Here is a 14562-nt window from a genome sequence, read left to right on the forward strand (position 1 = left end):
GCTACACGGGTAAGCGAGCTGGGCAAGATCTTACTTCTTCTTGCCAGCTTTACCTTCTTTACGCAGAATGCGTTCGCCTTCGTACTTGATACCTTTACCTTTATATGGCTCTGGCTCACGTACGGAACGAATTTTAGCTGCATAAGCACCAACGCGCTCTTTGTCGATACCTTTAACGATGATTTTCGTTTGTGCAGGAACGTCGAATTCGATGCCTGCTTCCGGAGTGATTTCTACCGGATGGGAATAACCAACGTTTAATACAAGTTTGTCCCCAGCTTTGTTAGCACGGTAACCTACGCCAACCAGCTCCAAAGTTTTGGAGTAACCTTCAGTTACACCATTAACCATGTTGCTAATTACGCTACGAGTTGTTCCGTGCAGGGAACGGTGAAGTTTATTATCAGAAGGACGAACAACGTTAATTACGTTCTCTTCTACAGATACTTGCATATCTTTATGAAGTTCACGAGACAACGTTCCTTTCGGTCCTTTAACCGTAATCACGCTATTGTCCAAAGTAACTGTTACGCCACCTGGAACGTCAATTGGTTTGCGACCAATACGAGACATGTGTTGTTGCACCTCCAATCATTATGCGATTAATTACCAAACGTAGCAGACTACCTCGCCGCCAGATTTGGATTGACGAGCTTCTTTATCCGTAACAACGCCTTTAGACGTCGAGATGATCGCGATACCAAGACCGCCGAGTACACGAGGTACCTCGTTCGATTTAGAGTATACACGCAATCCTGGCTTGGAAATACGTTTCAAGCCTGTGATGACACGCTCATTGTTAGCACCGTACTTCAAGAAGATACGGATGATCCCTTGTTTGTTGTCATCGATATATTCTGCATCACGGATAAATCCTTCACGCTTGAGGATCTCAGCGATTTGCTTCTTCATTGTAGAAGCAGGCATTTCCACCGTTTCATGACGTACTGTGTTAGCATTGCGAATGCGTGTAAGCATATCAGCAATTGGATCAGACATAACCATTAGTGTAAACCTCCTTCCCGCAACAGGGTTGATTACCAGCTTGCTTTTTTAACGCCAGGAATCTGGCCTTTATATGCCAATTCGCGGAAACAAATTCTGCAAATTTTGAATTTACGTAATACAGAATGCGGACGACCACAACGCTCACAACGAGTGTATCCTTGCACTTTGAACTTCGGTTTGCGTTGTTGTTTTACCAGCATCGAAGTTTTTGCCACGTGTTGACACCTCCTATGATATTTGTTGGACCAAGGTCACTAACAAATTCATTGTCCTTATTACTTATGAATCGAAGAGATTACTCTTTCGATTTTGACGATTATTTCGTGAAAGGCATGCCGAGTTGCGTCAACAATTCACGGGACTCTTCGTCCGTTTTCGCTGTAGTAACGATAACGATGTCCATACCGCGTACTTTATCGATTTTATCGTACTCGATCTCAGGGAAAATGATTTGCTCTTTCAGACCGAGCGTGTAGTTACCGCGGCCGTCAAACGCTTTGTTAGAGATACCGCGGAAGTCGCGGACACGTGGAAGCGTGACGTTGAACAATTTGTCCAGGAAGTGATACATACGCTCACCACGTAGTGTCACCTTCACACCGATCGGCATTCCTTCACGAAGCTTAAAGCCTGCGATGGATTTTTTAGCGCGAGTGATAACTGGCTTTTGACCAGAGATCAATTGCAATTCGGCAACAGCTGTATCCAAGACCTTGGAGTTCGAAACTGCCTCACCCATACCCATGTTGATGACGACTTTTTCTACTTTAGGTACTTGCATTACCGTTGTATAGTTGAACTTCTGCATCAGAGCAGGAGTTATTTCGTTCAAATAACGTTCTTTCATGCGAGCTGCCATGTAAAATGGACCTCCTTTCCTAGCGATTAGTCGATGATTTCGCCGGAGCGTTTTGCAACACGTACTTTTTTACCGTTCTCCAACACTTTGTAACCAATACGTGTTACTTTGCCCGACTTAGGATCCACGTGCATTACGTTCGATACGTGAATTGGAGCTTCTTGTTCAACGATACCGCCTTGCGGGTTCTTTTGGTTAGGCTTTTGGTGTTTTTTCACCATGTTAACACCTTCAATAAGAACACGGTTTTGACGTGGGAAAGCTGCGATAACGCGGCCTTTTTTACCTTTGTCTTTACCAGTGATAACGATGACAGTGTCATCTTTTTTCACGTGCAATTTGTTGTTATGCGACTCCAGTACTTTCTTCATTCGTGGCATGTGTCACACCTCCTGAACCTTGCTTGCAGGCAAGTTGATTAAATAACTTCCGGTGCCAAGGAAACGATTTTCATGAAGTCTTTATCGCGAAGTTCGCGAGCAACTGGTCCGAAAATACGTGTTCCACGTGGGCCTTTATCGTCTTTAACAATTACCGCTGCGTTCTCATCAAATGCGATGTAAGAACCGTCTTTACGACGAACGGAACGCTTCGTACGAACGATAACTGCTTTTACAACGTCACCCTTTTTGACAACGCCGCCTGGTGTTGCTTGTTTTACAGAGCAGATGATCAAGTCTCCAATGTGGCCTACGCGACGTCCCGTACCACCCAAGACACGAATACACATCAGTTCTTTTGCACCAGAGTTGTCTGCTACAGCTAAACGTGTAAATGGTTGAATCATTCTGTTTTCCTCCTTCCGGTTAAAACTAACCGAGCATTAAACGATTACAGCTTTCTCAACGATCTCTACCAGTCTCCAGCGTTTGTCTTTCGACAAAGGACGCGTTTCCATGACTTTTACAGTATCGCCGATCTTAGCTTCGTTGTTCTCGTCGTGAGCTTTGAACTTTTTCGTATATTTAATGCGTTTGTGGTACAAGTCATGCTTTTTGTACGTTTCAACCGCGATTACGATTGTTTTGTCCATTTTGTCACTGACCACTTTACCAACTTGCACTTTACGAGCGTTGCGTTGTTCACTCATGAGTGTGTTGCCTCCTTCCTGAGTACAGGATGTCTATTTATAGTCAAGATCTTGACGCTAAATTAGCTAGTAATCCCAAGTTCTCTTTCACGCAATACCGTTTTAGCACGAGCAATTGCTTTACGTACATCACGGATGCGAGTTGGGTTGTCAAGCTGTCCAGTAGCCAATTGGAAACGGAGGTTGAAAAGTTCTTCCTTGAATCCGACAATCTTTTGTTCAAGTTCAGCAGTGGTCAAGTTGCGGAATTCACTAGCTTTCATTTGCTTCACCACCCATTTCTTCGCGTTTCACAAACTTCGTCTTGATAGGGAGTTTGTGTGCAGCGAGGCGCATTGCTTCACGAGCGACTTCCTCAGGAACACCAGAAAGTTCGAACATGATCTTACCAGGCTTAACAACAGCTACCCATTTCTCAACGTTACCTTTACCGGAACCCATCCGCACCTCAAGAGGCTTTTGCGTAATTGGCTTATCCGGGAAGATTTTGATCCATACTTTACCGCCACGTTTAATGTAACGAGTCATCGCAATACGAGCAGCCTCGATTTGACGGTTTGTGATCCATGTAGGCTCAAGAGCTTGTAAACCGTATTCACCGAAGTTTACAGTTGTGCCGCCTTTAGCGCGACCTTTCAAGCTACCGCGTTGTTGTTTACGATGTTTGACACGTTTAGGTACCAACATGATTAGTTGCCTCCTTCCTCAACAGCCTTTTTCTTAGCCGTAGGAAGTACCTCTCCACGATAGATCCATACTTTTACGCCGATACGGCCGTAAGTTGTATGAGCTTCTGCCGTGCCATAATCGATGTCGGCGCGAAGCGTATGAAGTGGTACAGTTCCTTCGCTGTATCCTTCAGAACGAGCGATTTCAGCACCGCCCAAACGACCACTTACCGCTGTTTTAATTCCTTTTGCACCTGAACGCATAGAACGTTGAATCGCTTGTTTCAGCGCGCGACGGAAAGAAACGCGGCGCTCCAGTTGTTGTGCAATGCTCTCAGCAACGAGAATTGCATCCAAGTCTGGAGTTTTGATTTCCGAAATGTTGATGTGCACTTTTTTGCCGCCAGCAATTTTAGTTACTTCACGACGAAGAGCTTCAACCTCGGAACCGCCTTTACCAATTACCATACCTGGTTTAGCGGTGTGAATCGTAACGTTCACGCGATTAGCGGCACGTTCGATTTCGATTTTAGACACAGCTGCGTCTTTAAGTTTATTTTTAAGGTACTCACGAACCTTAACGTCTTCAATCAGCAATGCGCCGAAGTCTTTCTCAGCGTACCATTTAGATTCCCAATCACGGATAATACCTACTCGAAGTCCGACGGGATTTACCTTTTGACCCACACGTTTTCCCTCCTTATTTCTCGGATACCACAAGCGTGATGTGGCTAGTTCTCTTATTGATACGGCTTGCACGTCCCATTGCGCGAGGACGGAAACGTTTCAATGTTGGACCTTCGTTCACGAATACTTGCTCAATTACGAGCTTATTCACGTCCAATTGATAGTTATGTTCTGCATTGGCAATAGCAGAGTTCAACAATTTTTCAACCACTGGGGACGCCGATTTTGGCGTGTGGCGTAAAATTGCAATTGCTTCGCCTACTTGCTTTCCGCGGATCAAGTCGATAACGAGCTTGACTTTGCGGGGAGCGATGCGAACACTATTTGCATGAGCTTTCGCTTGCATGTTAGTACCTCCCCTCAAATGCTAAGTTCTGAATTATCGTTTGCCCGTTTTCTTGTCATCATCATGACCTTTGTACGTACGAGTAGGTGCGAACTCTCCGAACTTGTGTCCTACCATATCTTCTGTAACGTAAACTGGTACATGTTTGCGGCCATCATATACTGCAATTGTGTGACCGATGAATTGAGGAAAAATTGTGGAACGACGGGACCAAGTCTTAATTACGACTTTCTTGCCGCCTTCGTTCATAACTTCAACTTTCTTCAAAAGGTGACCATCAATGAATGGTCCTTTTTTCAAACTGCGACCCATGTGTGAATCCTCCCTTCACGAGACCTGTTTGTTTCGCTTGTTACGCTGCTGCGTATCGAACCGAACAAATATTATTTCGTGCGACGACGAACAATATATTTATCGGAGTGTTTGCCTTTTTTACGCGTTTTGTAACCGAGCGTAGGTTTGCCCCATGGAGACAATGGCGATTTACGACCGATTGGAGCGCGACCTTCACCACCACCATGTGGGTGATCAACCGGGTTCATTACAACCCCGCGGACTGTTGGACGTTTGCCCAACCAACGGTTACGACCTGCTTTACCGATCTTAATGAGTTCATGATCTTGGTTACCAACGGAACCGATAGTAGCGCGGCAAACTTTCAAGACTTTACGAACTTCACCAGAGGACAAGCGAACTGTTACATAACGTTCTTCTTTACCAAGCAATTGAGCTTCCGTACCAGCTGCACGAACCAACTGAGCACCTTTACCTGGTTTCAACTCGATGTTGTGGATAACTGTACCTACTGGAATGTTCTCAAGCGGCATTGCATTACCGATCTTGATATCAGCTCCAGCGCCGGACATAACAACATCGCCGACTTTCAAACCTTTAGGTGCGATGATATAACGTTTCTCACCATCAGCATAGTGAATCAATGCAATGTTAGAAGTACGGTTTGGATCGTACTCAACTGTAGCAACGCGGCCTTGAATGCCATCTTTGTTACGTTTGAAATCGATGATACGATACTTACGTTTGTGACCACCGCCATGATGGCGAGTAGTAATTTTACCTTGGTTGTTGCGGCCAGCTTTTTTGCTAAGAGGCGCAAGCAACGATTTCTCCGGTGTGCTTGTTGTGATCTCTTCGAACGTCGAAACGCTCATGCCACGACGAGCCGGGGATGTCGGTTTATACTTTTTGATTGGCACTTGTTTTCCCTCCTTACTTCAAAACTTGTTTATTTATACCGTTTCAAAGAACTCAAGCGGTTTGCTGTCAGCTGTCAAAGTTACGAAAGCTTTCTTCCATTCGGAAGTGTAGCCATTGTAGCGGCCATAACGTTTCGGCTTAGCCGGAACACGCAACGTGTTCACGCTCGCTACTTTCACTTTGAAGATTTGCTCGATAGCACTCTTGACTTCTGTTTTGTTGGCACGAATGTCAACCTCAAATACGTATTTAAGGCCATCCATCATCTCAGCAGTACGCTCAGTGATGATAGGACGCTTAATGATATCACGAGGATCTTTCATTACGCGAACACCTCCTCTACCTTCGAAACAGCATCCTTCGTGATGATCAGGTTCTGGTGGCGAAGCACGTCATAAACGTTAACTCCATCAGCCGCAACCAATTTCACGGATGGGATGTTGCGAGCGGAGAGCGCCACGTTGTCGTTGTACTCAGGTACTACAACAAGCGCTTTGCGTTCCACTTTCAAGTTGTTCAAGATCGCTTGGAATTCTTTCGTTTTCGGCGCGTTCAAGTTCAACTCGTCAAGTACAATAATTTTATTTTCCAACACTTTGGAAGAAAGTGCGGATTTGATCGCCAAACGACGAACTTTTTTAGGAAGCTTATATGCATAGCTGCGTGGTGTTGGTCCGAATACTACGCCGCCGCCTTTCCATTGTGGCGAACGAATCGAACCTTGACGCGCGCGGCCAGTTCCTTTTTGTTTCCATGGCTTACGGCCACCGCCGCGAACCTCGGAACGACCTTTAACTTTGTGTGTACCTTGACGCAACGATGCAAGCTGCATCACAACTGCATCATGAAGTACATGTTTGTTAGGCTCAATTCCGAATACACTGTCAGCCAATTCAATCTCGCCAACTTGCGTACCGGAAATGTTGTACAATGCTACTTTAGGCATTCTGAGCTCCTCCTTTCCTCACACATTACTTTTTAATTGCGGATTTAACGTTAATGAAGCTGTTTTTAGGTCCTGGAATGGAGCCTTTAACGAGGATTACGTTACGTTCCATATCCACTTTAACAACCTCAAGATTTTGAATTGTAATTGTTACGCTACCCATATGTCCTGGAAGACGTTTGCCTTTAGGAACGCGGTTCGCTTGGATAGAACCCATGGAACCTGGGCCACGATGGTAACGGGAACCGTGGGACATAGGTCCGCGGCTTTGACCCCAACGTTGGATAACGCCGGAGAAACCTTTACCTTTAGAAATACCTGTAACGTCTACGAATTCACCTTCAGTGAACAAGTCAGCTTTCAACTCCTGGCCAACTTCGTATTGCGAAAGATCGATACCACGGTATTCCTTAATGTAGCGCTTAGGCGTTGTGTTAGCTTTTTTAGCATGTCCGATTTCTGGCTTGTTGGCACGCTTTTCTTTCTTGTCAGCAAAGCCGACTTGAATTGCTTCGTAACCATCGTTCTCAAGATCTTTCTTTTGAAGAACGACACAAGGACCAGCTTCGATAACTGTTACTGGCACAACATTACCCTCTGGAGTAAATACTTGAGTCATGCCGAGTTTTTTTCCTAAGATACCTTTCATGTTGACACCTCTTTTCCTTCCATATTCCGTTCATACTTAAGCTGTTCTTACAGCTTGATTTCGATATCTACACCGGACGGCAGGTCCAGTCGCATCAACGCATCAACAGTTTGCGGCGTTGGGTTCACGATGTCGATAAGACGCTTATGAGTGCGCATTTCGAACTGCTCGCGAGAATCCTTGTACTTATGCACCGCACGAAGAATGGTGATGATTTGCTTCTCTGTTGGCAACGGGATTGGACCGGATACTCCTGCACCGGAACGCTTAGCCGTTTCAACGATCTTCTCAGCTGATTGATCAAGAATTCTGTGGTCGTATGCTTTCAAGCGAATACGAATTTTTTGCTTTGCCATTTTATTCCCTCCTTTAATCGCCCAATTTTGCATCGGACATACTCCGTGAAAATTTTCCGTGCACACCGTCCATGGCAAAGGGGCCGGGTGTGTCGGTAACCTCTCACTTCATCGCAACGTCGACGAACAACATTCACTATTATATATAAATGTCCCGATAATTGCAAGCATTTGTAGCAAATTCGTTTATACATATAAAATAAGAGAAATATTACGGTATACCAAGCAACTTAGTATTGTCGTCAGTTCATCTCAAAGTCGGCTGCTAGGACATTATATAATGAAAAATTCATATAATGCCACGGTAATCCATACCAACTGTCGCGAGTTCCTTCTATATAAGAAGAAGTCCGCTTACAGCTTCATCGTTGTATGATTTAATTGTTCAGCCGATTCAGCAACTTGCCGTGTTGCCTGACCGATTCCTGCAATCATTTCCATAAGAAGCTCAAATTCTCCTTGAATGCTATCCATGGAGTGCCTGCTTGTTTCAACCTTTTGAACGATATTTATGAAAGCTCCACTAGTTTCTTCTGATTGCTCCTTTACGGAGGCCACACTAGCACGTACCTCACTAATAATTTGAACAACAGAGTTATTAACCAAAGTTGAGTTCCCTATCAACTCTTCAATGTCCGCTACCGTTTGCTTCGTATGGTCGGCCAATTTATTTACTTCTTTGGCTACAACAGCAAATCCCAACCCATGCTCTCCTGCACGTGCAGCTTCTATAGAAGCGTTTAATGATAATAAGTTAGTCTGATCTGCTATCTCCCTTACAGCTCCAATAATAGTTCTTATTCGTATAGACGTATCTTTTAAATTGATAATCCGAATTTGCATTTCATGAGCATGGTCATTAATCCGCTGAATACTCTCAGACACTCCGGTCATCAATTGTTTGCCTTCCATAGCGACCTCTTGTGTCATACTTGTTGATTGCGCTGCAGCTTGAACTCTATCGTTAAGCTCTACACCTTTATGACTAAGACTGGATATTGTGAGATTGGTTTCAGCTGCCAGTGCCGCAAGTTGTTCACTTAGCTGGCTTATATTTTGTTTCAACTCATTTTTAACTACTTCATATTGCTGGGCCATTTGCATATGGAAACGCTCCTCATAAGCATCCAGCACAAGCTGTTGTTCCAGATTAAATATTTTGTTCAGAGCATGAATACATGATATTGAACACTCTTTATCCGGAATGCGGCGCAGCACAAGATCAGTAATGATGGCCTGCAAATTTTGAAAAGCTCCCATATACCATTTCGACTCAAGTCCTATATGCTGATGTACAGAAGCAATTTTTATACGTTTTATAATATAGGGACCATCAATCACACCATTAAACATTTCTTCAATATGGATGCGGAGCGTTGACTTCAACTTTTCCACTGAACTGTTATTTCGAATCAACATATCCAGTTGAGCTATACTTATAATCGTGTCATAAAATTGAGTTGTCAATGCCTCTACTTCCATAGAAATATAAGGCTTTAAACATCTTAATAGTCTAAGGTCAACTTCCGTTAATGAGATCATGTTTAGTTGTTTCCATAAGGGATGTTCATCTGGTAAATTTATTTTTCCCCAAGCCTCACTTACCTGTTGCTGATCATCTATGTTCCATATGGGCTCTGAACCCTTCCTTGTAGCACTGAATTGCCCTAACTCCGTTGTGTTATCGGAAAACCATTTCGTTATAAAGTTCATCAGGATGCATCCTTCCCTAAGAAGTGTACACTCTGTCCCGCAAGAGTTATCCACACCCTTGTGACATATAGGACATTACTCCTATTATAGTCCGGTAAATAGTCCCGCATAGGCATCCCATATATCCAAGCTGTGAATATTGTATTAGAACATTCTGAACTTATCCACATAAACAAAAACAATCCCTCTCCGTTAGGAAAGGGATTGTGATTAATGTCGGCTAATGCCGAACATTAATTATTTTTGGATGGATGCAACCGCACCGGCACCTACTGTACGTCCGCCTTCACGAATCGCGAAGCGTGTTCCTTCTTCGATAGCGATTGGGCTGATCAATTTAACAGTAACTGTGATGTTGTCACCAGGCATAACCATTTCAGTGCCTTCTGGCAATTCGATGATACCTGTTACGTCAGTTGTACGGAAGTAGAACTGTGGACGGTAGCCAGTAAAGAAAGGCTTGTGACGGCCACCCTCTTCTTTAGTCAACACGTAGATTTGGGAAGTGAACTCTGTATGTGGTTTAACCGTACCTGGTTTAACCAATACTTGTCCGCGCTCGATGTTGCTGCGGTCTACACCACGAAGCAACGCACCGATGTTGTCACCAGCTTGAGCGGAATCAAGAAGTTTACGGAACATTTCTACGCCCGTAACAACCGATTTGCGAGTCTCTTCTTGGATACCAACGATTTCGATCTCTTCGCCTACTTTAACAGTACCGCGCTCTACACGACCAGTAGCAACTGTACCACGTCCAGTGATGGAGAACACGTCCTCGACAGGCATCAAGAAAGGCTTGTCAGTTTCGCGCTCTGGTTGTGGAATGTAGTTGTCGATTTGTTCGAACAATTCAACAACTTTATCAGCCCACTCACCATCTGGGTTTTGAAGAGCTTCACGAGCGGAACCACGGATGATTGGAGTGTCGTCGCCTGGGAACTCATATTCGTTCAACAAGTCACGAACTTCCATTTCAACCAATTCAAGCAACTCTTCGTCTTCTACCATGTCGCATTTGTTCAAGAATACAACGATGTAAGGTACGCCTACTTGGCGGGACAACAAGATGTGCTCACGTGTTTGTGGCATTGGACCGTCAGCTGCAGATACAACCAAGATCGCGCCGTCCATTTGAGCAGCACCAGTGATCATGTTTTTAACGTAGTCCGCGTGACCTGGGCAGTCAACGTGTGCATAGTGACGAGCTGGTGTTTCGTACTCTACGTGAGATGTGGAAATTGTGATACCGCGTTCGCGCTCTTCTGGAGCTTTATCGATTTGATCGAATGCAATTGCAGCACCGCCATAACGTTTGGACAATACTGTAGTGATTGCAGCTGTCAAAGTTGTTTTACCGTGGTCAACGTGACCGATAGTACCGATGTTAACATGCGGTTTATTACGTTCAAATTTTGCCTTTGCCATTTTGAACAATTCCTCCTTAATAGTGGAATAATATATGGGATTGAAGGTCGGCATGAAGATTTAGATCAACTTCCCGACCTTGTGTAAACTTAGATTAAGCAGTTAAATTACTCAGCGCCTTTGTGCTTCGAAACAATCTCTTCCGAGATGCTGCGAGGAACTTCTTCATAGTGCGAAAGCTCCATGGAGAATACGCCACGGCCTTGTGTACCAGAACGAAGAGTTGTGGAATATCCAAACATCTCAGCGAGAGGTACCTTAGCACGAATAATTTGAGCTCCTGAGCGAGTATCCATACCTTCGATACGACCACGACGGGAATTCAACATCCCCATAACGTCGCCCATGTACTCTTCAGGAACTGTAACTTCAACTTTCATGATTGGCTCAAGCAAGACAGGATTACACTTGTCTTTAGCAGCTTTAAGTGCCATCGAACCGGCAATCTTAAACGCCATTTCACTGGAGTCAACATCATGATAAGATCCGTCAAAAATAGTTGCTTTAATATCAACGAGTGGGAAGCCCGCAATTACACCGTTCTTCATTGACTCTTCGATACCAGCTTGAACTGGAGCGATGTATTCACGAGGAACGACACCACCGACAACTTTGTTTTCGAATGCGAAGCCTGCGCCCGGCTCTTGTGGTGCAAATTCGATCCATACGTGTCCGTATTGACCGCGACCACCAGATTGGCGTACAAACTTACCTTCGACTTTAGCGCCAGTTTTGAATGTTTCACGGTAAGCAACTTGTGGTTTACCAACATTCGTGTCAACCTTAAACTCACGACGCATACGGTCAACGATGATCTCCAAGTGAAGCTCACCCATACCAGCCAAAATAGTTTGACCAGTCTCTTCATCTGTATGCGCACGCAGAGTTGGATCTTCCTCTGTCAATTTGCTCAAAGCAACACCCATTTTATCTTGGTCAGCTTTGGTTTTAGGCTCTACTGCGATTTCGATTACCGGATCAGGGAAGTTCATGGACTCCAAGATTACCGGATTTTTCTCATCACAAAGTGTATCGCCAGTACCTGTATCTTTCAAGCCTACTGCAGCTGCGATATCTCCGGAGTATACTACGTCGATTTCTTCACGGCTGTTAGCGTGCATTTGAAGAATACGGCCGATACGCTCACGTTTGCCCTTTGTAGCATTCAATACATAAGAACCGGAGCTCAATACGCCTGAATACACACGGAAGAACGTAAGTTTACCAACATAAGGGTCTGTCATGATCTTAAACGCAAGTGCCGAGAACGGCTCTTCGTCAGAAGAATGACGGATCGCTTCTTCACCATCTTCAAGATGACCTTTAATATCAGGTACATCAAGTGGGGATGGCAAGTAGTCAACAACTGCGTCAATCATCAATTGAACGCCTTTGTTTCTGTAAGAAGAACCGCATACTACTGGGAAGATTTGAACGGAACAAACACCTTTACGGAGAGCAGCCTTGAGTTCTTCAACTGTTGGCTCTTCACCCTCGAGGTATTTCATCATCAAATCTTCGTCGAGTTCTGCAACCTTCTCAACTAATTCCATACGAAGTTCAGCAACTTGCTCTTTGAACTCTGCAGGAATTTCTGTAATTTCGACATCACGACCAAGGTCATCTTTGAAGATGTGAGCAACTTGCTCTACCAAGTCAATGATACCAACAAAATCATTCTCAGCGCCGATAGGCAATTGAATCGCAACTGCGTTCGCTTGCAAACGATCTTTCATGGACTCAATAACGTTGAGGTAATCAGCGCCAATGATGTCCATTTTGTTAACGTAAGCAATACGAGGTACACCGTAACGGTCAGCTTGACGCCATACCGTTTCGGATTGCGGCTCTACGCCTTCTTTTGCAGAGAATACGCCTACGGCTCCGTCCAATACGCGAAGGGAACGTTCAACCTCTACTGTGAAGTCAACGTGACCCGGAGTATCGATGATATTAACACGATGACCTTTCCACTGCGCTGTAGTCGCAGCGGATGTGATCGTGATACCACGTTCTTGTTCTTGCTCCATCCAGTCCATTGTAGCTGCACCTTCGTGCACCTCACCAATCTTGTGAGTACGGCCTGTATAGTACAAGATACGCTCCGTTGTTGTTGTCTTACCAGCATCGATGTGAGCCATGATCCCGATATTACGCGTATTTGCCAAGGAGAACTGTCTTGCCATGGTTGGATCTCCCTTCAAATATGAGTTGGTTAAATGCGAGTAGCTTTAACTCAATCCTACCAACGGTAGTGAGCAAATGCTTTGTTCGCTTCAGCCATTTTGTGCGTATCTTCGCGTTTCTTAACAGCTGCTCCAGTGTTGTTGGAAGCATCGATAATCTCTGCTGCCAAACGCTCTTGCATTGTTTTTTCACCGCGGTTACGCGAATAGTTAACCAACCAACGTAATCCCAAGGATGTACGGCGTTCTGGCTTAACTTCTACTGGTACTTGATAGTTAGATCCGCCTACACGGCGAGCTTTAACTTCTAGAACCGGCATGATGTTCTTGATTGCTGCTTCAAACACTTCCATAGGGTCTTTACCCGTACGCTCTTCAATGGACTTGAAAGCATCATACAGAATAGTTTGAGCAACACCACGTTTACCATCGATCATAACACGATTGATTAGGCGAGTAACCAACTTGCTATTGTATACCGGATCTGGCAACACGTCGCGCTTAGTAACTGGTCCTTTGCGTGGCATGTGTATCCCCCTTTCCACGTGAGCTCATGAATATATCATGAAACTATTAATTATTTTTTAACTTTAGGACGCTTCGTACCATATTTGGAACGAGCTTGCATACGGTTGTTCACACCAGCAGTGTCTAATGCACCGCGAACGATGTGGTAGCGAACACCCGGAAGATCCTTAACACGGCCGCCGCGCACGAGCACGACACTATGCTCTTGCAGGTTATGTCCAATACCGCCGATGTACGCCGTTACCTCTACACGGTTCGTCAAACGAACACGAGCATATTTACGAAGTGCGGAGTTCGGTTTCTTCGGAGTCATTGTACCTACACGAGTACATACACCACGTTTTTGAGGCGCGCTCAAATCTGTCTCAGCACGTTTCAGGGCGTTAAACCCTTTTTGCAATGCTGGGGATTTGGATTTTGTTACTTTAGCTTTGCGGCCTTTGCGAACTAATTGGTTAATAGTTGGCATGTTGCCACCCCCTTCCCATGTTATTAACACCTTTAACAATTCACTCTTTTAAGTCCACAGATCCAGGCGGTTCATAAATGAGCAAATGAAAAGTTTTTGCCTCGGAAACCATTCCGTCATCCTTAACAAAAACATCGGTTACTTACTCTTCGACTATCGCTGCCATAGCAGCTCCAACTTCGATGCCACACATTTTGCCAAGTTCCAACATCGAGCTTATTTCAATAAGCTTAACGTTTCTCTTGCGGCAAAGGGATACGATCTTATTAAGAAGCTTCGTATCGGCATCTAGTGCAACATACACTTCAATGGCAAGACCTTGCTCAACCATCTTTAGTGTCTGCTTGCTCCCAATCTTAACTTTAGCATCCTGTAGACTCTTTTCATTAGACATGAATCTTAATCCTCCAAAAG

At 44.6% G+C, this 14562-nt stretch carries 23 protein-coding genes; all 23 read right to left on the minus strand.

Annotation, left to right across the window (positions count from 1 at the left end):
- Positions 1 to 30 precede the first annotated feature (30 nt).
- A complete protein-coding gene (rplF, locus tag MH117_RS24800; protein WP_028543523.1) occupies positions 31 to 573 on the minus strand; it encodes a 50S ribosomal protein L6 in 543 nt (180 codons plus the stop codon).
- A 33-nt stretch (positions 574 to 606) separates the two neighbouring features.
- The gene (gene rpsH / locus MH117_RS24805) at positions 607 to 1005 is read right to left on the minus strand and encodes a 30S ribosomal protein S8 (protein ID WP_028543522.1); all 399 of its coding nucleotides are present in this window, start codon (positions 1003 to 1005) and stop codon (positions 607 to 609) included.
- A 32-nt stretch (positions 1006 to 1037) separates the two neighbouring features.
- Positions 1038 to 1223, minus strand: a complete 186-nt coding sequence (locus tag MH117_RS24810; RefSeq protein ID WP_028543521.1) for a type Z 30S ribosomal protein S14 — start codon at positions 1221 to 1223, stop codon at positions 1038 to 1040.
- 101 nt (positions 1224 to 1324) lie between these two features.
- Positions 1325 to 1867, minus strand: coding sequence for a 50S ribosomal protein L5 (gene rplE, locus MH117_RS24815; RefSeq protein ID WP_028543520.1), 543 nt, complete (start codon positions 1865 to 1867; stop codon positions 1325 to 1327).
- Between the two features lie 26 nt (positions 1868 to 1893).
- On the minus strand, positions 1894 to 2247 hold the full coding sequence (gene rplX / locus MH117_RS24820; RefSeq protein WP_084159035.1) for a 50S ribosomal protein L24: 354 nt from the start codon (positions 2245 to 2247) through the stop codon (positions 1894 to 1896).
- 38 nt (positions 2248 to 2285) lie between these two features.
- Positions 2286 to 2654, minus strand: coding sequence for a 50S ribosomal protein L14 (gene rplN / locus MH117_RS24825; RefSeq protein ID WP_028543518.1), 369 nt, complete (start codon positions 2652 to 2654; stop codon positions 2286 to 2288).
- A 36-nt stretch (positions 2655 to 2690) separates the two neighbouring features.
- Positions 2691 to 2957 (minus strand): 30S ribosomal protein S17, encoded by a 267-nt coding sequence (gene rpsQ / locus MH117_RS24830; protein ID WP_028543517.1) that lies wholly within the window; start codon positions 2955 to 2957, stop codon positions 2691 to 2693.
- Positions 2958 to 3019: 62 nt separating this feature from the next.
- On the minus strand, positions 3020 to 3220 hold the full coding sequence (rpmC, locus tag MH117_RS24835; protein ID WP_028543516.1) for a 50S ribosomal protein L29: 201 nt from the start codon (positions 3218 to 3220) through the stop codon (positions 3020 to 3022).
- Positions 3210 to 3644, minus strand: a complete 435-nt coding sequence (gene rplP / locus MH117_RS24840; protein WP_028543515.1) for a 50S ribosomal protein L16 — start codon at positions 3642 to 3644, stop codon at positions 3210 to 3212. The genes rpmC and rplP overlap by 11 nt, the downstream gene beginning before the upstream one ends.
- A gap of 2 nt (positions 3645 to 3646) precedes the next feature.
- Positions 3647 to 4312, minus strand: a complete 666-nt coding sequence (rpsC, locus tag MH117_RS24845) for a 30S ribosomal protein S3 (protein WP_239333642.1) — start codon at positions 4310 to 4312, stop codon at positions 3647 to 3649.
- A gap of 13 nt (positions 4313 to 4325) precedes the next feature.
- Entirely contained in the window at positions 4326 to 4658 is a 333-nt protein-coding gene (gene rplV, locus MH117_RS24850; RefSeq protein ID WP_028543513.1) for a 50S ribosomal protein L22, read from the minus strand.
- Positions 4659 to 4691: 33 nt separating this feature from the next.
- Positions 4692 to 4970, minus strand: a complete 279-nt coding sequence (rpsS, locus tag MH117_RS24855; RefSeq protein ID WP_239333593.1) for a 30S ribosomal protein S19 — start codon at positions 4968 to 4970, stop codon at positions 4692 to 4694.
- 71 nt (positions 4971 to 5041) lie between these two features.
- A complete protein-coding gene (rplB, locus tag MH117_RS24860) occupies positions 5042 to 5872 on the minus strand; it encodes a 50S ribosomal protein L2 (protein ID WP_239333595.1) in 831 nt (276 codons plus the stop codon).
- Positions 5873 to 5905: 33 nt separating this feature from the next.
- Entirely contained in the window at positions 5906 to 6196 is a 291-nt protein-coding gene (rplW, locus tag MH117_RS24865; protein ID WP_028543510.1) for a 50S ribosomal protein L23, read from the minus strand.
- Positions 6196 to 6819 (minus strand): 50S ribosomal protein L4, encoded by a 624-nt coding sequence (rplD, locus tag MH117_RS24870; protein WP_239333597.1) that lies wholly within the window; start codon positions 6817 to 6819, stop codon positions 6196 to 6198. The genes rplW and rplD overlap by 1 nt, the downstream gene beginning before the upstream one ends.
- 25 nt (positions 6820 to 6844) lie before the next feature.
- A complete protein-coding gene (rplC, locus tag MH117_RS24875; protein WP_239333599.1) occupies positions 6845 to 7468 on the minus strand; it encodes a 50S ribosomal protein L3 in 624 nt (207 codons plus the stop codon).
- Positions 7469 to 7515: 47 nt separating this feature from the next.
- On the minus strand, positions 7516 to 7824 hold the full coding sequence (rpsJ, locus tag MH117_RS24880) for a 30S ribosomal protein S10 (protein WP_005544556.1): 309 nt from the start codon (positions 7822 to 7824) through the stop codon (positions 7516 to 7518).
- Between the two features lie 354 nt (positions 7825 to 8178).
- On the minus strand, positions 8179 to 9537 hold the full coding sequence (locus MH117_RS26625) for a globin-coupled sensor protein (protein ID WP_275444829.1): 1359 nt from the start codon (positions 9535 to 9537) through the stop codon (positions 8179 to 8181).
- Positions 9538 to 9774: 237 nt separating this feature from the next.
- On the minus strand, positions 9775 to 10965 hold the full coding sequence (tuf, locus tag MH117_RS24895; protein ID WP_239333601.1) for an elongation factor Tu: 1191 nt from the start codon (positions 10963 to 10965) through the stop codon (positions 9775 to 9777).
- 107 nt (positions 10966 to 11072) lie between these two features.
- Positions 11073 to 13151: an elongation factor G gene (fusA, locus tag MH117_RS24900; RefSeq protein ID WP_239333603.1), complete on the minus strand. Its 2079-nt coding sequence runs from the start codon at positions 13149 to 13151 to the stop codon at positions 11073 to 11075.
- Between the two features lie 56 nt (positions 13152 to 13207).
- Entirely contained in the window at positions 13208 to 13678 is a 471-nt protein-coding gene (rpsG, locus tag MH117_RS24905; RefSeq protein ID WP_028543504.1) for a 30S ribosomal protein S7, read from the minus strand.
- Between the two features lie 50 nt (positions 13679 to 13728).
- Positions 13729 to 14148 carry a 30S ribosomal protein S12 gene (gene rpsL / locus MH117_RS24910; protein WP_028543503.1) on the minus strand — a complete coding sequence of 140 codons (420 nt, stop codon included), beginning with the start codon at positions 14146 to 14148 and terminating at the stop codon, positions 13729 to 13731.
- A gap of 142 nt (positions 14149 to 14290) precedes the next feature.
- Positions 14291 to 14542 (minus strand): ribosomal L7Ae/L30e/S12e/Gadd45 family protein, encoded by a 252-nt coding sequence (locus tag MH117_RS24915; RefSeq protein ID WP_239333605.1) that lies wholly within the window; start codon positions 14540 to 14542, stop codon positions 14291 to 14293.
- Between the last annotated feature and the right edge of the window lie 20 nt (positions 14543 to 14562).

It is taken from the genome of Paenibacillus sp. ACRRX, from assembly GCF_022346885.1.
Lineage (GTDB): Bacteria > Bacillota > Bacilli > Paenibacillales > Paenibacillaceae > Paenibacillus_B.